The sequence below is a fragment of the Roseomonas gilardii genome (assembly GCF_001941945.1).
Lineage (GTDB): Bacteria > Pseudomonadota > Alphaproteobacteria > Acetobacterales > Acetobacteraceae > Roseomonas.
Genome location: NZ_CP015583.1, coordinates 859365 through 878713, shown reverse-complemented (window position 1 = coordinate 878713; position 19349 = coordinate 859365). Strand labels below are relative to the sequence as shown.

15 protein-coding genes are annotated in these 19349 nt (G+C 68.5%); 10 read left to right on the top strand and 5 right to left on the bottom strand.

Annotation, left to right across the window (positions count from 1 at the left end):
* Nucleotides 1-71: 71 nt before the first annotated feature.
* Nucleotides 72-1403, bottom strand: coding sequence for an MFS transporter (locus tag RGI145_RS03830; protein ID WP_075797298.1), 1332 nt, complete (start codon nt 1401-1403; stop codon nt 72-74).
* A 41-nt stretch (nt 1404-1444) separates the two neighbouring features.
* The gene (locus RGI145_RS03825) at nt 1445-2239 is read right to left on the bottom strand and encodes a shikimate dehydrogenase family protein (RefSeq protein ID WP_075799814.1); all 795 of its coding nucleotides are present in this window, start codon (nt 2237-2239) and stop codon (nt 1445-1447) included.
* Between the two features lie 188 nt (nt 2240-2427).
* Between RGI145_RS03825 and RGI145_RS03820 the strand changes: the two genes are divergently transcribed.
* The 4 genes from RGI145_RS03820 to RGI145_RS24930 all read left to right on the top strand — a co-directional run bounded on the left by RGI145_RS03820 (nt 2428) and on the right by RGI145_RS24930 (nt 7580).
* Nucleotides 2428-3366 carry an IclR family transcriptional regulator gene (locus RGI145_RS03820; protein WP_083670369.1) on the top strand — a complete coding sequence of 313 codons (939 nt, stop codon included), beginning with the start codon at nt 2428-2430 and terminating at the stop codon, nt 3364-3366.
* Nucleotides 3366-5126, top strand: a complete 1761-nt coding sequence (locus RGI145_RS03815) for an FAD-dependent oxidoreductase (protein ID WP_208863924.1) — start codon at nt 3366-3368, stop codon at nt 5124-5126. Before RGI145_RS03820 ends, RGI145_RS03815 begins: the two co-directional genes overlap by 1 nt.
* Nucleotides 5116-6867 carry an FAD-binding protein gene (locus tag RGI145_RS03810; protein WP_075797297.1) on the top strand — a complete coding sequence of 584 codons (1752 nt, stop codon included), beginning with the start codon at nt 5116-5118 and terminating at the stop codon, nt 6865-6867. Before RGI145_RS03815 ends, RGI145_RS03810 begins: the two co-directional genes overlap by 11 nt.
* Nucleotides 6868-7334: 467 nt before the next feature.
* On the top strand, nt 7335-7580 hold the full coding sequence (locus RGI145_RS24930; protein ID WP_156878426.1) for a hypothetical protein: 246 nt from the start codon (nt 7335-7337) through the stop codon (nt 7578-7580).
* Between the two features lie 44 nt (nt 7581-7624).
* Here RGI145_RS24930 and RGI145_RS24925 read toward each other — a convergent pair whose 3' ends face one another.
* Nucleotides 7625-7825, bottom strand: a complete 201-nt coding sequence (locus RGI145_RS24925) for a hypothetical protein (protein WP_156878425.1) — start codon at nt 7823-7825, stop codon at nt 7625-7627.
* A 711-nt stretch (nt 7826-8536) separates the two neighbouring features.
* Here RGI145_RS24925 and RGI145_RS24920 point away from each other — a divergent pair.
* The 4 genes from RGI145_RS24920 (at nt 8537) to RGI145_RS03795 (ending at nt 13837) form a co-directional block, all read left to right on the top strand.
* Nucleotides 8537-8734, top strand: a complete 198-nt coding sequence (locus RGI145_RS24920) for a hypothetical protein (protein WP_156878424.1) — start codon at nt 8537-8539, stop codon at nt 8732-8734.
* A 425-nt stretch (nt 8735-9159) separates the two neighbouring features.
* On the top strand, nt 9160-10317 hold the full coding sequence (locus RGI145_RS03805; protein ID WP_075797296.1) for a benzoate/H(+) symporter BenE family transporter: 1158 nt from the start codon (nt 9160-9162) through the stop codon (nt 10315-10317).
* A gap of 56 nt (nt 10318-10373) precedes the next feature.
* Nucleotides 10374-11684 carry an NtaA/DmoA family FMN-dependent monooxygenase gene (locus tag RGI145_RS03800; protein WP_075797295.1) on the top strand — a complete coding sequence of 437 codons (1311 nt, stop codon included), beginning with the start codon at nt 10374-10376 and terminating at the stop codon, nt 11682-11684.
* Between the two features lie 383 nt (nt 11685-12067).
* Nucleotides 12068-13837, top strand: coding sequence for a DUF4214 domain-containing protein (locus tag RGI145_RS03795; RefSeq protein WP_075797294.1), 1770 nt, complete (start codon nt 12068-12070; stop codon nt 13835-13837).
* Nucleotides 13838-13874: 37 nt separating this feature from the next.
* Here RGI145_RS03795 and RGI145_RS03790 read toward each other — a convergent pair whose 3' ends face one another.
* Nucleotides 13875-14513: a NeuD/PglB/VioB family sugar acetyltransferase gene (locus tag RGI145_RS03790; RefSeq protein ID WP_083670367.1), complete on the bottom strand. Its 639-nt coding sequence runs from the start codon at nt 14511-14513 to the stop codon at nt 13875-13877.
* Between the two features lie 77 nt (nt 14514-14590).
* Nucleotides 14591-15586, bottom strand: a complete 996-nt coding sequence (locus RGI145_RS03785) for a GGDEF domain-containing protein (protein ID WP_083670365.1) — start codon at nt 15584-15586, stop codon at nt 14591-14593.
* A gap of 233 nt (nt 15587-15819) precedes the next feature.
* On the opposite strand from RGI145_RS03785, the gene RGI145_RS03780 reads away from it, so the two are divergent.
* Both RGI145_RS03780 and addB read left to right on the top strand, forming a co-directional pair.
* Nucleotides 15820-16065 (top strand): DUF3297 family protein, encoded by a 246-nt coding sequence (locus RGI145_RS03780; RefSeq protein WP_075797292.1) that lies wholly within the window; start codon nt 15820-15822, stop codon nt 16063-16065.
* A 78-nt stretch (nt 16066-16143) separates the two neighbouring features.
* Nucleotides 16144-19215 carry a double-strand break repair protein AddB gene (gene addB / locus RGI145_RS03775; RefSeq protein WP_075797291.1) on the top strand — a complete coding sequence of 1024 codons (3072 nt, stop codon included), beginning with the start codon at nt 16144-16146 and terminating at the stop codon, nt 19213-19215.
* Nucleotides 19216-19349 lie beyond the last annotated feature (134 nt).

Genomic DNA, 19349 nt, shown 5'->3' with positions numbered 1-19349 from the left:
CCGGTAAAGGGAGGTCCAGGGGGTTATCGGGGGGAAGGGCGCCGCCTTTCCCCCGGGCCGGAAGCGCAGCCTCAGACCGGCTCCGGCCGGCGCGGCGCCACCAGGAAGACCCAGAGCAGGCAGGCGCCATAGACGGCCGGGATGATGGTGAAGAGAAGGCCGTAGTTGTTGTTCGAGGCGGTCAGCACGTAGCCCACGATCTGCGTCATGAACATGCCGCCGAGCGCCGAGACCATGCCGCCGAAGCCGAAGACGGAGCTGACGGCGCTCTTCTGCGTCATGTCCATCGCCAGGCTCCAGATATTCGCCGTCCAGGCCTGATGCGCCGCGATGGCGAGCGAGATGTAGCCCACCGCCACCCACAGGCTCGATGCCGTGTTCACGAAGATGATCGGCACGATGCAGATGGCGCAGATCAGCATGGCCAGGATGCGCGCCGTGACCGGCTTCATGCCGCGGCTGATCATGACGGAGGACAGGATGCCGCCGATCATCGAGCCCGCATCGGCGGCGAGGTAGATGACGATCAGCGGCAGGCCCAGCTCGCTCACGCTGATGCCCAGGTGGAAATGCTGGTTCAGGTAGGGCGGCAGCCAGTAGAGATAGAACCAGAACACCATCGCCGAGAGGTTGCCGACGGCATAGGCCCAGGTGGCCCGCAGCCGCAGCACCCGCGAATAGGGCATCTTCTGCGCCACCTCCGGCTCGCGCCCGGCATGGACGTGCTCCAGCTCCCGCCGCGTGACGGTGGGATGCCGCTCCGGGTCGCGATAGTGGCGCAGCCAGAAGAACAGCCAGACGAAGCCGAGCCCACCCAGGATGTAGAAGGCGCCCTGCCAATGCCAGGCGGAGACGATGAAGGGGATCATCATCGGCGTCAGCATGGCGCCGACATTGGTGCCCGCGTTGAAGAAGCCGGCGGCGATGCCGCGCTCCCCGGCCGGGAACCAGAGCCGTGTCGTCTTCACGCAGGACGGGTAGTTGCCCGCCTCGGCCAGCCCCAGCACGAAGCGGCAGATCATGAAGCCGCCGACCGAGGAAACGAGCCCGTGCGAGGCGGCCGCCAGGCTCCAGACCAGCACCGCCATGGCGAAGGAGCGCCGCACCCCGACCAGGTCGATGATGCGCCCTTGCAGCACGTAGCCGAGCGCATAGCCCGCCTGGAACCAGAAGTTGATGTTGGCGTAGTCCTGCGCCGTCCAGTTCAGCTCCAGCGACAGGACCGGTTGCAGGATGCCGAGCGTCGCGCGGTCGGTGTAGTTCAGCACCGTCGCGAAGAAGACGAGTGCCAGCATCCCCCAGCGCACCCGGCCCACGGCCCAGGCATGGCGGATGATCTCGCCGGTGCTGCGCCGTGGCGCCAGCGCAACGGGCGCGCCGGCAACGGCCTGCGTGTCGGACATGATCCTTGTTCCCCCTATCCTTGTTCCCCCTCCGGCGGCGCTCAGCGGTCGAGCAGGAAATCGACGATGAGGCCCTGCACGACGCGGAACATGTCCACGCCGGTCGCCGTGCGGCAGCCGATGGCACGCGCCGCCTGCAACAGCGGCGTCACCTCCGGCGCGGTGATCACGTCGCCCACGGACATGGCGGGGCGCAGCAGATCCGCCGCCACCGGCAACGGATCGCCCTCCCGCATGCCCGAGGGCGTGGCGTTGCACACCATGTCGAAGCCGGTCGGGTCGGCCGTTCCGGCGCGCACCTCGCCCTTTCCCTGCTCGCGCAGCACGCCGACCAGCCGGTCCACCCGCGCGGCGTCGCTGTCATGCACGACCAGCTCGCGCACCCCGGCCTCCAGCAGCGCCAGCCCGATGGCGCTGCCGGCGCCGCCCGCGCCGACCAGCAGGGCACGCGCGCCCTGCGGCGTCGCCCCGGCGCCGATCTGCGCCTGCACGAAGGCCTGCCCGTCCGACATGTCGCCGTGCCAGCTTCCGTCCGGGTTGCGGCGGATGGAATTCACCGCGCGCAGCACCTTCGCGCGCGGCGTGGTGCTGGCGCAGAAGGCGAAGCTGGCGAACTTGTGCGGCACGGTGACGATCACCCCATCCACGTTCCGCACGCGCGCCATGGTGCCGAAGAAATCGGCGAGGTCGCCCGGCGCCACATGGGCGGGAACGCAGATCGCGTTGTGCCCGCGCTCGGCGAGCGTGCGGGTGACGCCGGAGGGCGACTTCACCTGCGCGATCGGGTCGCCCACGATCGGGTAGAGGCGCGTGGCGCCGTTCAGGCTCTCGGACATGTCTTCCTCCATCGTGCGGCGCGGAACCGCCATGCGGGTGGTTGACCAGAGGCCTATCGATTTCTGGAAAGGTTTTCCAGAATTTTTTCTTGAGATCGGAAAGTTTTTCCAGTATCAACCGGGCTCCCGCCGGGCCTGGCCATGACCGGGCCTCGCAGGGCGGGAACGGAGCATCCGGAGTACCCAGCATGAACGCGACGCCACCCGAGGCCGGACCGACGCACGGCCCCGTGGCCGCCGATGGGCGCACCAGAGGAACGTCCCTGAACAGCCACGGGCGCCGCGGCGCCTCGGCAGCACCCAGCGGCGTCATGGACCGCACCTTCGCCGTGCTGCAGCTCCTGGCCGAGAACGCGAACGGCCTGCCGATCTCGGCCGTGGCCGACCGCCTGGGCATCCCCCTCAGCGCCTCGCACCGCCTGCTCTCCGAACTCGCGGAGCACGGCTTCGTGCAGCAGGAACGCCTCCATGGCGACTACCGGCTGACCATGCGGCTGGTGACGCTGGCCTTCACCTACCTCGCCCGCAGCGGCGTCACCGACATCGCCCAGCCGGTGCTGGACCGGCTGGCGGCGCAGAGCGGCGAACTGGTGCGCCTCGCGGTGATGGATGGGGAGGGCGCCGACCGGAACCTGACCTGGGTCGCCAGGGCGCAGGGCGCCCAGACCGGCCTGCGCTACGACCCGGAGATGGGCCAGGTCGCCACCCTGTCCTGCAGCGCCAGCGGCTGGGCCTGGCTTTCCACCCTCGGCGACGAGGAAGCCCTGTCGCTGGTGGAACGCCAGGGCTTCGGCGCGCCGGAGGAATTCGGCCCCCGCGCTCCGCGCAACGCGAAGGCGCTGCTCCAGGCGCTGCGCCAGACGCGCAAGCGCGGCTATGCCGTGACGATGCAGACCTTCACGCCCTGGATGTCGGCCATGGCGGCACCGGTGCGCGCAACGGACGGCACGGTCTGCGCCACGATCAGCATCGCCGGGCCGATCATGCGCCTGCCGGAGGAGAAGCTGCACGAGCTCGCCCCGCTGATGCTGGAGGCGGCGGCGGAGATGACCCAGGCGAGCCTCGGCTCCCCCCTGCTGAACCGCGCCCTGCACGGCATCCGGAACGCCGCGGGGATGCCGCGCTGATGGACGGGATGACGGGGCCCACGCGCGGCCGGAGCTGCGACGTGCTGGTGATCGGCTCCGGCGCCGGCGGCCTTGCCACGGCGGTGACCGCGGCGGCACTGGGGCTGGAGGTCATCGTGGCGGAGAAGGAGCCCGTCTTCGGCGGCACCACCGCCTGGTCCGGCGGCTGGCTCTGGGTGCCGCGCAATCCGGTCGTGGTCCGCGCCGGGATCGAGGAGGATGCCGAAGCCCCCCGCACCTACCTCCGGCACATCCTCGGCAATCGCTACGACGCCGCCCGCATGGAGGCCTTCCTGGAGGCCGGGCCACGCATGATCGACTTCTTCGAGCGCGAGACCGCCGTGCGCTTCCTGCCCGGCAGCGCCGTGCCCGACTTCCACGGCAACGTCCCCGGCGCCGTCACGGGCGGGCGCTCCGTCGTCGCCGCGCCCTATGACGGGCGCGAACTTGGCCCGCTGATCGCGCGCCTGCGCCGGCCCATCCCCGAGACCACCCTGGCCGGCATGGCCATCGCCTCGGGCGCCGATCTCGGCCATTTCCTGCGCGCCACACGCTCGGCCGCTTCCTTCGCGCATGTCGCGAAACGCCTCGCCCGCCACGCCCTCGACCTCGCGCGCCACCGCCGCTCGATGCAGCTCGTCAACGGCAACGCCCTCGCTGCGCGCCTGCTGCGCTCCGCCGCCGATCGCGGCGTGACGCTGTGGCACTCCACCGCCGCGCGCCAGATCCTCCGCGCCGGCGATGCCGTCACGGGTGCCATCCTGGAAGGGCCGGAAGGCCGCCTCGCCGTCACCGCGCGGTGCGGCGTCGTGCTCGCCACCGGCGGCTTCCCGCACGATCCGGCGCGGCAGCGGGACCTGTTCCCGCATGTGCGCGAGGGCACGCCGCACCATTCCGCCGCGCCCGCCACAAACACGGGCGACGGCATGCGCCTCGCGGAAGCGGTGGGCGGGCAGGTCGATGGCGGGCTGGCGGATTCCGGCGCCTGGGCGCCCGTCTCGCTGGTGCCGCGCGCCGATGGCACGACCGGCCGCTTCCCGCACCTGATCGAGCGCGGCAAGCCCGGCATCATCGCGGTGACGCGGCAGGGCCAGCGCTTCGTCAACGAATCCGGTCCCTACCACGACTTCATGCGAGGCCTCTTCCAGGCGCTGCGGCCGGGCGAGACGGCGGAATGCTGGCTCGTCTGCGACCACCGCTTCCTGCGCCGCTACGGCCTGGGCGCGGTGAAGCCGGCGCCGCTGCCGCTCTCCCCCTGGCTGCGCAACGGCTATCTGAAGCGCGGCGGCACGATCGAGGAACTGGCTGCCGCCTGCGGCATCGGCGCCGCCGGGCTGCGCGACAGCCTCGCCGCCTACAACAACGATGCGCGGCAGGGCCTGGACACGCTGTTCGGGCGCGGCAGCACGCCGTTCCAGCGCGGCCAGGGCGACGCGCATCACGACGGCCCCAACCCCTGCATCGCGCCGATCGAGCAGGGCCCCTTCTACGCCGTGCGGATCGTGCCCGGCAGCCTCGGCACCTTCGCCGGCCTCGTCACCGATGCCGAGGCGCGCGTGCTGGATGCGCGGGGCCAGCCGATCCCCGGCCTCTACGCAGCGGGCAACGACCTGTCGAGCGTGATGGGCGGCCAGTATCCGAGCGGCGGCATCACCCTCGGCCCCGCCATGACCTTCGGCTGGATCGCGGCGCGCCACATGGCCGGCCGCTCCACGGATCACGACACGCCACAGGTTGGGAGAAACGAACATGCCGTCTGAAGCCCCTCATGCTGCCCCGCACTGGGATGAGGAGGTCGATCTCCTGGTGATCGGCGCCGGCGCGGGGGGCATGACCGCCGCGCTGGTGGGATCGCTGGAAGGGCTCGACGTCCTGCTCTGCGAGAAGACCGGCATGGCCGGCGGCATCACCGCCACCTCCGGCGGCACGATCTGGATCCCCGGCACCAGCCTGAGCGTCAAGGCGGGCGTGCCCGATTCCGTGGAGGACGCGGCGCGCTACCTGCAATCGGTGATCGGCCTGCGCGGCGGCGACGCGGCGCGCGCCGCCTTCCTGGAGGCCGGGCCCAAGGCGGTGGACGAGCTGGAAACGAAGACCGAGGTCCACCTGATCCCGGCCAAGGCGCATCCGGACTATCTCGGCAACCATCCCGGCGAGGCCTATGGCGGCCGCGCCCTGTCCCCTGCCCCCTTCGACGGCCGCCTGCTCGGCGAGGATTTCCGCCGCGTGCGGCCGCCGCGCGATGTCTTCATGGTGCTGGGCGGCATGATGGTGCAGCGGACGGAGATCGAGCCGCTGCTCAAGCCCTTCGGCTCCGTCGCCCATTTCCGCACCGCCACCGGCCTGCTGCTGCGCCATGTCCGCGACCGCCTCCGCCACCGGCGCGGCACGCGGCTGGTGATGGGCAACGCCCTGGTCGGCCGCCTGCTCTACAGCCTGCGCCAGCGCAAGGTGCCCGTCCGCTTCGAGACGCCGCTGATGGAGCTGGTGAAGCGCGACGGCGCGGTACTGGGCGCCATCGTCGCCGGCAAGGACGGGCGCCGGGCGATCCGCGCGCGGCGCGGCGTGGTGCTCGCCACCGGCGGCATCGCACACAACAAGGCCCTGCGCGCGCAGCTCTTCCCGGAGGGCACGAAGCAGCGCTCCCTCGCCCCCGAGACCAATACGGGCGACGGCGTCTCCCTCGCGCTGCGCAACGGCGCCGCGCTGGCCGAAGGGCTCGACAGCCCCGGCCTCTGGATGCCCTGCTCCATCCTGAAGCATCCGGACGGGCGGGAATCCGTCTGGCCGCACATCATCCTCGACCGCGCCAAGCCGGGGCTGATCGCGGTGAACAAGGCCGGGCGGCGCTTCGTGAACGAGTCCGATTCCTACCACGACTTCGTCATGGGCATGCTCCGCTCGAACGAGACCGTGCCGACGCTGCCTGCCTGGCTGATCTGCGACGCGGGCTTCCTGAAGCAGTACGGCCTGGGCATGGTCTTCCCCGGCACGAAGCGGCTGGAACCCTTCCTGAAGGCCAGCTACCTCATCGAGGGCAGTTCGCTGCGCGACCTGGCGCAGAAGGCCGGCTTCGACGCCGACGGCTTCGAGCAGACCGTCGCCGAGCACAACCGCTATGCCGCGACCGGCGTGGACGAGGCCTTCGGCCGTGGCAGCAGCACGGTCAACCGCTTCAACGGCGATCCGTCGAACAAGCCCAACCCCTGCATGCGCCCGATCGGCCAGGGCCCCTTCTACGCCATGGCGGTCTGGCCCGCCGACCTCGCCTGCAGCGGCGGGCTCCAGGGCGATGGTGACGGCCGCGTGCTGGATGGCCAAGGCCAGCCCATCCCCGGCCTCTATGCCTGCGGCAACGACCTCAGCTCGATCTTCCGCGGCACCTATCCGGGCCCCGGCACCACGCTCGGCCCGGCCATGGTCTTCGGCTGGCGTATCGCCAAGCACGCCGCCGGCCACGGCGCCGCGGCACAGCCGGAACCGGCGCGCCACGCCGCCTGAGAGGCGGCGGCGGGAGGGCGCCTGTTCCTCTCGCCGCCAACCCTCATGGCGGAGACACATCCTCTGGAAAGGACCCTTCCACCGCCTTCCTGATGGCGGTGGTGGGCATGCCTCGTGCCTCCTGGGTCAGGCCCACAACCCCAGATGACAAGGTACAGAGAGACACTTCTCTTTGTCTCTGTGACCGCGGGCACAGATCATTCCATAAACGAACTGAAATATGCCGCTATGGCTGTCAGTCCTCAACTGAGTGCTACCTGGGAACGACCGCGCTTTCCGAGCTCCAGTTGGCCGTAGGACCACCATGGAATGTCAGGAAAATCCTGAGCCCTCACCCGCACAGGTTGCTCTTTCTGTTACACGCACATTTCGCGATTAATGCCGATCAATATGCTACTGGACGTATTAGATTAGGCAATGTACAACAATCATGAGTTGTATTTAAGCTCCATCAACAGGAGTCCCGAATGAGTGGTGATTTTGAAAAAAATTTTCGATCGCTGATCGTCGTCGTGCTCAGAAAGAAAGCCGAGGCATCTCCAGACCCTTTGAAATACCTCGAGGAAGTGAAAACTGAAATATCCTCACTGCTTGAAAACATCGAATGCGAAATGCTCGGCACCGTCGATGACATCTCCGTGCGCGCAATTATGGCCGCCTCCGTTAGCAACGGAATAGACCTTCTCATTCAGGAATTTTCCAGAACAGCTTAATGCCGGATCGGCATATACTGGGATTGGCAAGATAGCATCATTGTTTATTTTTTCTGCTCCAGTATTTCTATTTCATTTTGAATTTTCTTTGCCATAGCCAACTCGGCAAGTGCCTTGCTCATCTGACGAGCTTTGACTGAACGCTGCGGGGCCACAAGCGCCGCTTCGAGCGCCGCAGTCGCTGCTCGCAGATGTTCATCGATGAGAAACTGGCGCTCTAAGTGTCTGCCAGGAAAATCTTGCACCAAATTCGTAACTCCTCTGCCAAACCTCTACTCATGGTAGAGATTCAAGGTTTACACCTCCACAGTTATACGTAAATTCTTATCTGTCACAACCACTTGCAAGCCTCAAAAGTCTAAAAGATAATCGAAGTATATTTTTTGGTGCGTCTCTAGTTATAGATACGGTCGTCAGGAAAAATCGGCTCACCTTTCAGCCACGAACTTCACGTCTCTATATTCTGCCTCAATAATAAATCCATAAGGAATTCAGCATATTTTCAAGTAAAATTTGAAAAATTACATGGCATTTTTAAATTTTATCGGAAATTTGCGCCGCCTTATGGGTGCGGTTATTCACTTTATGCTCTGCGACAAATTGAAAATATAGAAGAGTACCTCAGCAGGGCTCTACTGATGAACGCGAACAAATCGATGGAGCCTGGACACGCCCTTATCCATCTTGAGAGATCAGGCGCATCCAGCCTCCCAATTTGTGGTCAACTTCAAAAAAAACTCGCAAAAACAATATGTTAATGGCGCGTCAAAGGTGATTTCATAGATGGTGCACAAGTATGATGTGTGCCCCGCGATCAACACTGCATGTTGCATTTTAGCAACACGCAGCGACTTGTTCAAGGTCACCAATCACAACCCAAGGTTGTCTATTGATTTCCGAATCAAACCAACCGAGACTATCAACTGCTGAAACATCTCAAAAAGAGATTATGATCTATGATCGAAGATGCTTCGATTGATACGCTGGCCCAGCCATTTGTCGTGCCAGGGATGACAAATGAAAAAGATTACATCAGAGGTGTTGAGCTGATTGCCGTGGCTGCTTACGAAGCCAGGAAAGATCGTGTCGCAAATATTCTATTCTGCATGGTGAACTTACTTCGCACCATGGAGAATTCAAACCAAGAAAAATAATCCACAAGCAGAACCAGACATTCATTACGCCGATAGATCCGCATCAAACCGCAAGAAATAATGGAGCAGTCTCGGTCTTCGCAGACATCATAATTTCTTTTATCTGGCAAAATTTTACATCTCGCACAGGTCAGGCGAGACATTGCGTAGTGATTTTCCCCACCATCGACACACATGACACCCCCCCCTGATGCATCCACAAGGCACCGAAACCTCACGACGACATAGGACTATGACAAGCGCCACAGGTGGTTTCGCGACCAACCTCCGGATGTTGTCATGATTTCTCGAAGACTGAACGGGAAGACTGTAGGAGGGCCATGAACGACTCTTCCGGCTGCTCTGGGCTTTGGTTATTCATTCGACGATTTGTACTGCTTACGCCTTCACCAGAACCCAGCGCCGCCTGAAAGCATTTCCTCCCGATGCGAGACCTCCTGCCGCCCCAGACCCTGGCCGCCGGCCTGCTCGCCGCCTTCGTCGGCTTCGCCAGTTCCTTCGCCGTGGTGCTGCGCGGCCTGACCGTCGCCGGGGCCAGCCCGGCCCAGGCGGCCTCCGGGCTGATGGCGCTGGCCGTCGCCATGGGCCTCTGCGGCATCCTGCTCAGCCTGCGCAGCCGCATGCCCGTCAGCGTCGCCTGGAGCACGCCGGGCGCCGCCCTGCTCGCCAGTTCCGGCGCCGTCGCCGGAGGCTTCCCCGTGGCCGTCGGCGCCTTCCTGGTCTCGGCGCTGCTGGTGGTCCTGGCGGGCTGGTGGAAGCCGCTGGGCCGCTGGGTCGCCGCCATCCCCGCCTCGCTGGCCAGCGCCATGCTGGCCGGGGTGCTTTTCGGCCTCTGCCTCGCCCCGGTGCGGGCCGTGGCGCAGATGCCGGGCCCGGCCCTCGCGGTGATCGCCGCCTGGGCCATCGCCGGGCGGCTGCACCGGCTGCTCGCCGTGCCGGCGGCGGTGATCGTGGCCTTCGGGCTCATCATGGCGATGCCGGGCGCCCCGATCATGGCGGGCTGGCCCGTTCCCATGCCGGTGATGCCGCAATTCACCGTTCAGGCGCTGATCGGCACCGCCATCCCGCTTTTCCTGGTCACCATGGCCTCGCAGAATATTCCCGGCTTGGCCACGCTCGGCCTCTACGGCTACCGCCCCGCGCCCGGGCCGCTGTTCCGCGCCACCGGCCTCTTCTCCATCGCCGCCGCCTTCCTCGGCGGCCATGCGGTGAACCTCGCCGCCATCACCGCCGCCCTCTGCGCCAACGAGGACGCGCATCCCGACCCGGCACAGCGGTGGAAGGCCGCCGTGGTGAACGGCGTGGGCTATATCCTCTTCGGCCTGCTCGCCGGCTTCGTCACGGCCTTCGTCGCCGCGGCGCCCGTGCTGGTGGAGGCGGTGGCGGGCCTCGCTTTGCTGGGCGCTCTGGGCGGCTCCCTGCAAGGCGCCATGGCCGTGCCGGAACAGCGCGAGGCCGCCATCGTCACCCTCCTCGTCACCGCCTCCGGCACCGCCTTCGCCGGGATCAGCGGCGCCTTCTGGGGCTTGCTGGCCGGTGGCGCGATGCTTGCACTGTCCCGCCTGCGCAGGCCGCTGCCCTGAACACGGAGATCCCCCACGCGGAGATCCGGGGAGAGCGGCGCATCAGGAGTTGAGCGATGACGGCACGCCCCTTCCATCTCGGCTGGTTCCTCCAGGGTTCCAGCATCCAGGCCTGGGGCGAGCCCTGGACCGGCAACCCCGCCGACGGCTGGATGATGCCGGAATTCTTCCTGGAGATGACACGCAATCTGGAGCGCGCCTGCTTCGATTATGTGCTGCTGGAGGACAGTTCCTATATCGGCGAGAGCTATGGCGGGAACCGCGACGTCTACCTGAAATACGGCATCGCCGTGCCGCGGCAGGACCCCTCGGTGGTGGCGGCGCTGATGGCGCGGGAGACCTCGCGCATCGGCATCGTGACCACCCTCGCCACCTTCGCCTACCCGCCCTACCTTCTGGCCCGCCTCGTCGCGACGCTGGACCAGGTCTCCGCCGGGCGCATCGGCTGGAACGCGGTCACCGGCTCCTCCGACTTCGCCGCGCAGAATTTCGGCCTCGACCGGTTGCCGGAACATGACAACCGCTACGACATGGCCGACGAGTACATGCAGGTGGTGCGCGGCCTCTGGGGCTCCTGGGAGCCGGGCGCGATCATGGCGAACCGGGAAAGCGGGCAGCTCATCGACCCCACCAAGGTCCATGCCATCCACCATGAGGGAAAGTACTTCCGCTCCCGCGGCCCGCTGAATTCCGGCCCCTGCCCGCAGGGCCAGCCGGTGATCGCCCAGGCCGGCGGCTCCCCGCGCGGCCGCCAGTTCGCCGCCGAGCACGCCGACACGATCGTCGCCTCGATCAAGGGCACGGCGGGGATGAAGGCCTATCGCGACGACATCCGCCGCCGCATGGAGGCCGCGGGCCGCGACCCGGATTCCTGCAAGGTCCTCTTCCTCATCTCCCCCATCCTCGGCGAGACCGAGGCGGAGGCGAAGGCCCGCGAGGCACGGCGGGCCGAGTACTATGCCGAGAACCCGCAGATCCGCCTCGCCCATCTGAGCAAGATCACCAATATCGACTTCGCCCAGTTCGACCTGGACAAGCCGCTGCCCAGCCTTACCACCAACGGCCACCAGCAGAGCCTGGAACAGTTCCAGCGCAAGGCGGGCGGCCGCACGCTGCGCGAGCTGCTGGTGGACTACAACAGGAACGGCTCGGTGGAGCTCGTCGGCACGCCCGACCAGATCGCGGAGCGCATGGGCGAGGCGATGGAGGAGGTCGGCGGCGACGGCTTCCTCTTCTCGCTCCCCGATGTCAGCCGCCGCTGCGTGGCCGAGATCACGGACGGGCTCGTCCCGGCGCTGCAGAAGCGCGGCCTGATGCGCACCGAGTACACGCACGCCCAGTTCCGCGAGAACCTGCTGGCCTTCTGACGCGGGAGGGCGGAGGGCCAACCTGGCGTTTCGTCTGTGCCTGGGGGGGGAGGCGAGCCCTTTCCCCGGCCGAATGCGCAACGCAGAGCCATCGCGACCCAGCTAGGCGCGACCCAGCCGGGGCGGAGACGCCCCCGCCACGCTCGTCTGCGTTTGCACCGCCCCACCCACGCAGGCGGCATCTCACCCCCTACGTCCCCACCATTCGCGCCCAGGGCGTGGCCGCGCGGTCACAGCCCGCCGGCATTCCGGATTTTCCGCAGCCGAAATGGCCCGACATTCGTAAATAGGTTGTTAACAATCTAGGATTATAAACCATAGGTGGTATTTCTCGCGCGCTCCGCCCGGCCTCATCGGCGGATAACGACGAGGAAACAACTACCATGGCTGCCCCGGCCAACGACGACATCGCCAGCGCCACAGTGATCAGCTCGCTGCCCGTCTTCCTGACAGGCTCCAATGTCGAGGCAACCCAGCAGAGCGGGGAGCCCAACACGACCTGGAGCGGGTTCATGAACCACAGCCTCTGGTTCGTCTACCAGCCGACCGCGACGGGCAACGTCGCGTTCAACACCAACGGTTCGGACTTCGACACCACCCTGACCGTCTGGAGCACCACGGGCGACAATGCTTTCGGGTCGCTGGCGCTGGTCACGGAGAACGACGACAGTCCCTACAGCCCGGCATCCGAGGTCAATTTCACGGCCACGCAGGGCCTCACCTACTATATCGAACTTGATGGGTATAACAGCCGCACTGGCAATTACGTTCTCGCCTCCGGCTCCCTCGCTCCCAATCCGGCGCCGACCGTCTCCTCGGTGCAGGTCGACACGACGGACACCACGCTGCATCTTGGCCAGGAAGCGTCCCTGATCGTCGCCCTGTCCGCCGACGTGCTCGTCACGGGCACGCCCACCCTGTCCCTCGACACTGGCGGGACCGCCACCTACGATCCCACGGCCTCCGACAGCACCCATCTCGTCTTCCGCTTCACGGTCGGCGCCGGCGAGCAGACCGCACATCTCAACGTGCTGGGTATCGATCTGCATGGCGGCTCGATCCTTTCCGCATCCTATGTCGCCGCCGACCTCTCGGGCCTGGTTCTTGACCAGGACAGCGCGCTGGGCGTCGATGGCATCCTACCCGTGGCAACCCTGACGCAGATGGATGCGGGTGCCGGCACCGCCGACAGCGTGCGCTACGAAGTCCATTTCTCGGAAGCCGTCACCGGCGTGGACGCGTCCGACTTCCAGTTGCTGAGCACCGGCCTGCCCGAGGCGGCCATCAAGTCGGTCACCGCGCAGGATGACAGCACCTATGTCGTATCGATCGACGCACCGCTCGGCATCGGCAGCCTGTCATTGCAGCTTCGCGCCGATGGCAGCGGCATCGCCGATGCCGCGGGCAATGCCCTGGCGAATGATGCCAGCGGCGCGGGCTATGACCTGAGCCACACCGGATCCACCTATCTGGCGATCCTCTACGAAGGCTATCTCGGCCGCGCGGCCGATACCGAAGGCCTCACCTTCTGGACACAGGGAATGGCCGACGGGCTGAGCCGGACGGACATGGCGCGAGTCCTGTTGTCCAGCGACGAGGCGATCGCGCAGCAGGCGGGCCAGACCGACACCGCCTTCATCGAAGGCCTGTACGGCAGCATGCTCGGCCGCACGGCCGCCGACAACGAAATCGCCTCCTGGCTGGACGTCCTGCAACATGGCGCCAGCCGGGCCGATGTGCTGAGCGGCTTCGCCGGCGCGGCGGAGACGCTAGACCATTGGCAGGCCCTCTCCCGCACCGACGCCGACACGCGGGGCGAACAGGCCAGCCTGATCCGGGCCCTCTATGGCACGGCCCTCGGGCGCGATCCCGATGCCGGCGAGATCAAGTTCTATCAGTCGGTGATCGAGCAGGGAGGAAGCAATCTCGCCCAGACCTTCGCCAACTCGGACGAATTCGCGTCCCTCCACGCGAACCAGTCCAGCGGCGAATTCGTCGAGGCCCTCTACCAGGGCGGTCTCGGACGGCAGGCGGAAGCCGAGGGCCTGGCCTTCTGGACGCATCTGCTCGACAGCGGCAGCATGGACCGGGCCCAGATCACCCAGAACATTGCCCAGTCGTCCGAGGCACATCAGCACTGGGCGCTGGTCTGATACGAAGGTGAAACCTGGATCACGCCCGATCCAGGTTTCACCCTGTTGCCCGCGCCGGCACGCCGGATACGCTGGTCCCGTCCGGCACATCCGACACCACCGCCGCTCCGGCGCCGACCACGGCCCGCGCCCCCACCCGCACCAGGGGCCGCAGTGCCGCGTTCAGGCCGATCAGCGCCTCCTCCCCGACGCGTACCCCGCCGCCGAGCGCCGCGCCGCAGGCGACATGCACGCCATCGCCCAGAACGCCGTCATGCTCGACGATGGCGCCGCTGTTCAGGATCGCGCCCTCCCCCACCACGGCCCGCGCGCCCAGCACCACCCGGGGCAGCACGACGCTGCCGGCGCCGATCCGCGCGCTGGGGGACAGGATGGCGGAAGGATGCGCGACCACCGGCAGGGCGAAGCCCAGCGCACGCGCCTGCCGCAGCCAGCCCAGGCGGGTGGCGTTGTGCCCGATGGCGACCACCACCGCCCCGATCCCCTCGCCGCGCAGCCGCTCCAGCAGCGTCTCGTCGCCCAGCACCGGCACGCCCAGCACCGGCACCCGCGCGCTCCGGTCGAGGCAGCCGGCGATCTCCATCCCGCCGGCCGCCCCATGGGCGGCACGGATGCTTTCGATCAGCGCCGCGGCATGGCCGCCGGCACCGATCAGCACGACACGGGAAGGGGGCATGGTCTGGGTCACGCCTCCCGCTAGCCCAGTCCGCCCGCCCGTTGAAGGGCTGAAGGATGGGCGCCGCACTCCCCGCCTCAGTGGTCGCGGTGCAGGACCCGGTTCTTGCCAGCGGCCTTGGCGCCGTACATCAGCGAATCGGCCAGGGACAGCGCCGCATCGACATCCCCCGGCGCGTTGTGGAAGCTCACCGCCCCGATCGAGGCCGTCACCGCCCAGCCCTTCGCCCGCATCGCCGCCTCCAGCATCCTCTGCAGGCGCTCCGCCACGATCGCGGCATCCGGCTCGCGGCCCGTGAGCAGCACGGCGAACTCGTCCCCACCCAGCCGCGCCGCCATGTCCTCCCGCCGCAGGTTGTCCCACAGCACCGCCGCCAGTTCCCGCAGCACCTCGTCGCCGGTCGCGTGGCCCTCACTGTCGTTCACCTGCTTGAACCCGTCCAGGTCGAGGTAGAGCAGCGCGAAGCCCTCGCCATGCCGGTTCAGCCTGGCGATTGCCTTGTCCAGCGCATCCATCAGGGCGGACCGGTTGAGCAGCCCGGTCAGGGCATCGGTCATCGAGAGCCGGTGCACCCGGTTCATGGCGCGGCGGAGCTCCAGCGTGGTCATCACCGCCTCGGCCAGCCGGACCAGGATGCGCTGCCGCTCGGCGCTGATCCGCCGCGGCTTGCGGTCCAGCACGCAGAGCGTGCCCAGCACCGCCCCCTCCGGATTGACCAGCGGCACGCCGGCGTAGAAGCGGATGTCCGGGTCCCCCGTCACCAGCGGATTGCCGGCGAAGCGCGGGTCCCGGCTGGTATCGGGGATCACCAGCGGCACGCCGGGCTCCAGGATGGCATGCGCGCAGAAGGCATGCTCCCGCGGCGCCTCCACCGCTTCCAGCCCATGACGTGCCTTGAACCAGGCGCGCTCGGCATCCACCAGCGAGACCATGGAAATGGGGCTCTCCGTCAGATCCGCGGCGAGCCGGGCGATGTTGTCGAAACTGGCCTCGCAGGCCGTGTCCAGCACGTCATAGGACCGCAGGGCCGCGAGACGGTCGTCCTCGGACAGCGGCATCAGGGGGGGAAGCATCGCGGCGACCTCCAGCGGGATCTCAGGCGGCCATCCCGCCGGGCCAGGGGACCGGGGCGGGGAGGCTGGACGCCATTCACCAGGATAAACACAACTATCGGTTGTTTCACCCGATCTGGAAATCCTTCCCGCCGCCATGCCCGCATCACGGCTGCGCTTCTCGTGGGATGGGTGGCTCCGCTGCCACGCCTGTTCTATCAGGTCGCCCGTCCCAGGTTCCGGAGCACCCACGCATGACCGACACGCCGCCCGACCGCCTTTCCGTCAACCCGAAGAGCCCGCATTTCGACAAGGCCCTGCTGGAACGCGGCGTCGGCGTCCGCTTCAAGGGCGTGGACCGCAACAATGTCGAGGAATACTGCGTCAGCGAGGGCTGGGTCCGCCTGACCGTGGGCAATACGCTCGACCGCAAGGGCAACCCCATGACCATCAAGCTCCAGGGCACGGTGGAGCCCTATTTCCGCACGCCCGAGGACTGAGAGCGGCCCCGATCGCCGCGCGGCGCGGCAGACGGTGGTGGCGGGGTGGCAGGGAAATCGGCTAACCATCGGGAATCCATGAACCTTCACGAGATCCCGGCCCACCTCCCCTTTCTGGATGCCCTGGCCCAGGGGGTGGTGCGCCTCGCCGGGGCGGAGGATCCGGCCGCCGCGGACCCCACCATCCTGGCCCGCGCCACGATCCTGCTGCCCACCCGGCGCGCCGCCCGCAGCCTGCGCGAGAGCTTCCTGCGCGCCGCCGGGCAGGTGAATGGCCGGCAGGCCCTGCTGCTGCCGCGCCTGCGCCCCCTGGCCGGCCTTTCGGTGGAGGATGCGGAGGAACTCTCCCTCCCCGCCCTGATGGACCAGCCCCCGGCGGTGGACCCGGCGCGCCGGCTCGCGGTGCTGACCGCGCTGGTGATGCGCCTGCCGCCGAATTTCGGCGGCCCCTCGCACCCCGATCAGGCCTGGCGGCTGGCGCAGGAACTGGCGACCCTGCTGGACGAGATGGCGCTGGAGGATTGCGATCCCGCCCGCCTGCCCTCCCTGGTGCCGGACCGCCTGGCCCGGCACTGGCAGATCACCCATGTCTTCCTCGACGCCGTGATCCGGGAATGGCAGGCTTGGCTGGCGGAACAGGGCCTCTCCGACATCGGCACCCGGCGCGTTGCCAGCATCCGCGCGCAGACCGCGCTGTGGAAGGCGAACCCGCCGGCGGATCTGGTGATCGCCGCCGGCATCGGCCTGGGCGGCACCATCCCCGCCGCAGCCGAGCTGCTGAAGGTCCTGGCGCATTGCCCCAACGGCCATGTGGTCCTGCACGGCGCCGGCGAGCCGCTGCCGCCGCAGCCCTGGGACGAGCTCTGCGCCAGCCACACCCATCCGCTCTGTGGTCAGGTGCGGCTGCTCCAGGCCATGGGCGCCACGCCCGGCGACCTGCGGCCCTGGCCTCATCTGGAGCCTCGCGACCTGCCGCCCGATCCGGCCGGCGAGGCGCGCGGCGCCCTGCTCGCCCGCGCCCTGCGCCCGCCCGGCGACATCGCCTGCTGGCAGGAGAAGGCGCCGGAACGCTGGGCCCCGGCCCTCGACAACCTTTCCCTCCTCACCGCCCCGGACGAGGCGGGCGAGGCCGCCGCCATCGCCCTGCTGCTGCGCGAGGCCCTGGAAACCCCCGGCAGCCGCGCCGCCCTGGTGACGCCGGACCGCGACCTCGCCCGCCGCGTCTGCGTGGAACTCGCCCGCCATGGCGTGCTGGCCGATGATTCCGCCGGCCAGCCCCTGGCCCAGACCCCGACCGGCGCCTTCCTGCGCCTGATCGCGCGCATGGTGGCGGAGGAATTCGCCCCCGTCGCCCTGCTCGCCTGCCTGAAGCACCCCGCCTGCGCCGGCGGCATGGCCCGTGCCGACTGGCTGCGCGCGCTGCGCGACCTGGAACGCCACGCGCTGCGCGGCCCTCGCCCCGCCCCCGGCCTCGCTGGGCTCCGCACCGCCACGGCAAGCGCCTTCGCGGAGCCGGACGCCGGGGCCCCGGCCGAGAGCGAGGCGCGGCGGCAGTCGCGCCTGGAGCGCCAGGCCCGCGTCACCGCCCTGCTCGACGCGCTGGAACGTGCCTTGGGGAGCTTCACCGCCCTGCCCGAGATCGCCCGCCCGCCCGCGGCGATGCTGGAGGGCCTGCTCGACGCCGCCGAGGCCCTGGCCGCCACCGGCAGCGAGCCCGGCGGCCTGCGCCTCTATGCCGGGGAGGAAGGCGAGCCCCTGGCCGTGCATCTCGCCTCGCTCGGCCCGGCCATGGAATGCCTGCCGCCCGTCTCGGCCGCCGCCTGGCCCGCGCTCTTCGACGCGCTGCTGGAAGGGCCGCTGGCCCCGGGCGTGCGGAACATGCGCGGCCGCCAGGGCGGCAGCCATCCGCGGGTGCAGGTCCTGGGCCTGCTGGAAGCGCGGCTGCAATCCTTCGACCGCGTGGTGCTGGGTGCGCTGGAGGAAACCGTCTGGCCCATCGCCACCGATCCCGGCGCCTGGATGAGCCGCCCGATGCGCCGGGAATTCGGCCTGCCGGCGCCGGAGGCCCGCATCGGCCGCGTCGCCGCCGATTTCATGATGAGCGCCCTCTCCGCCCCGGACGTGGTGCTGAGCCATGCCCGCAAGCGCGGCGGCAGCCCGTCCGTGCAGGCGCGCTGGCTGACCCGGCTCCAGATCTTCCTGCACGGCCAGGGCCTGCGGATCGAGGCCTCGCCCGCCACCGGCTGGGCGGAGCGCCTGGACATGCCGGAGGTCGTCCTCCCCTGCCCCCGTCCGGCCCCGGCCCCGCCCATGCTGCTGCGCCCGCGCCGCCTGACCGTCACCGATGTTTGGGACCTGAAGGCCGATCCCTATGCCTGGTACGCCAAGCGCGTGCTGCGGCTGCGCGCCCTCGACCCCCTGGATGCCGAGGCCGACGGCGCCGCCTTCGGCTCGGTGGTGCATGACGCGGTGGCGGCCTGGACGCGCCGCTGTGCCGGCGCCTATGGCGACAAGGCCCTGGAATGGTTCGAGGAGGCGGTGGAGGAGGCGATCCGCCGGCACGCCCCGCGCCCCGGCCTCGCCGCCTTCTGGCGCCCGCGCCTGCGCCGCATCGGCGAGTTCCTGCTGGCCACCGAGCGGGAGCGCCCCGAGGTGCGTGAACGCCACCCCGAGCAGTCCGGCCAGATCGAGCTGCCCTGCGGCGTGCGGCTGGAAGGCCGCGCCGACCGGCTGGACATCCTGGCCGATGGCAGCCTCGCCATCCTCGACTTCAAGACCGGCGCCCCCCCGGCCCAGATCGCCATCCAGGACGGCCGCGCCCCGCAACTGCCGCTGGAGGCCGCCATGGCGCTCAAGGGCGGCTTCCCCGGCATCGCCCCCGCCACGGTTTCGGCGCTGGAGCACTGGAAGCTCTCGGGTACCATCGAGGAGGGCGAGCGACTCGTCTTCAAACCGAAGGGCGACGTGACGGTGACGGAAGTGGCCGAGGCGGCATGGCGGCAGGTGGACGCGCTGGCACGGGACTTCCTGCTGGGCGATCGCCCCTTCCTGGCCCGCCCGCATCCCGGCCGCGCGCCCCGCAACACGGATTACGAGCACCTGTCCCGCCAGCGCGAATGGGGCGGCGCCGAGGAAGCCGGCGCGGAGTGAACCCCATGTCCGCGCCACGCCCGTGTCCGCCCCCGGGGGAGAGGCGCCGCCTCTCCCCCGGCCCCCTCACCGCCAGGACTCTTCGAGCCCTGGACCCATGGCGTTGGCTCTGCTGGCAGCCGACGGCCCGCGGA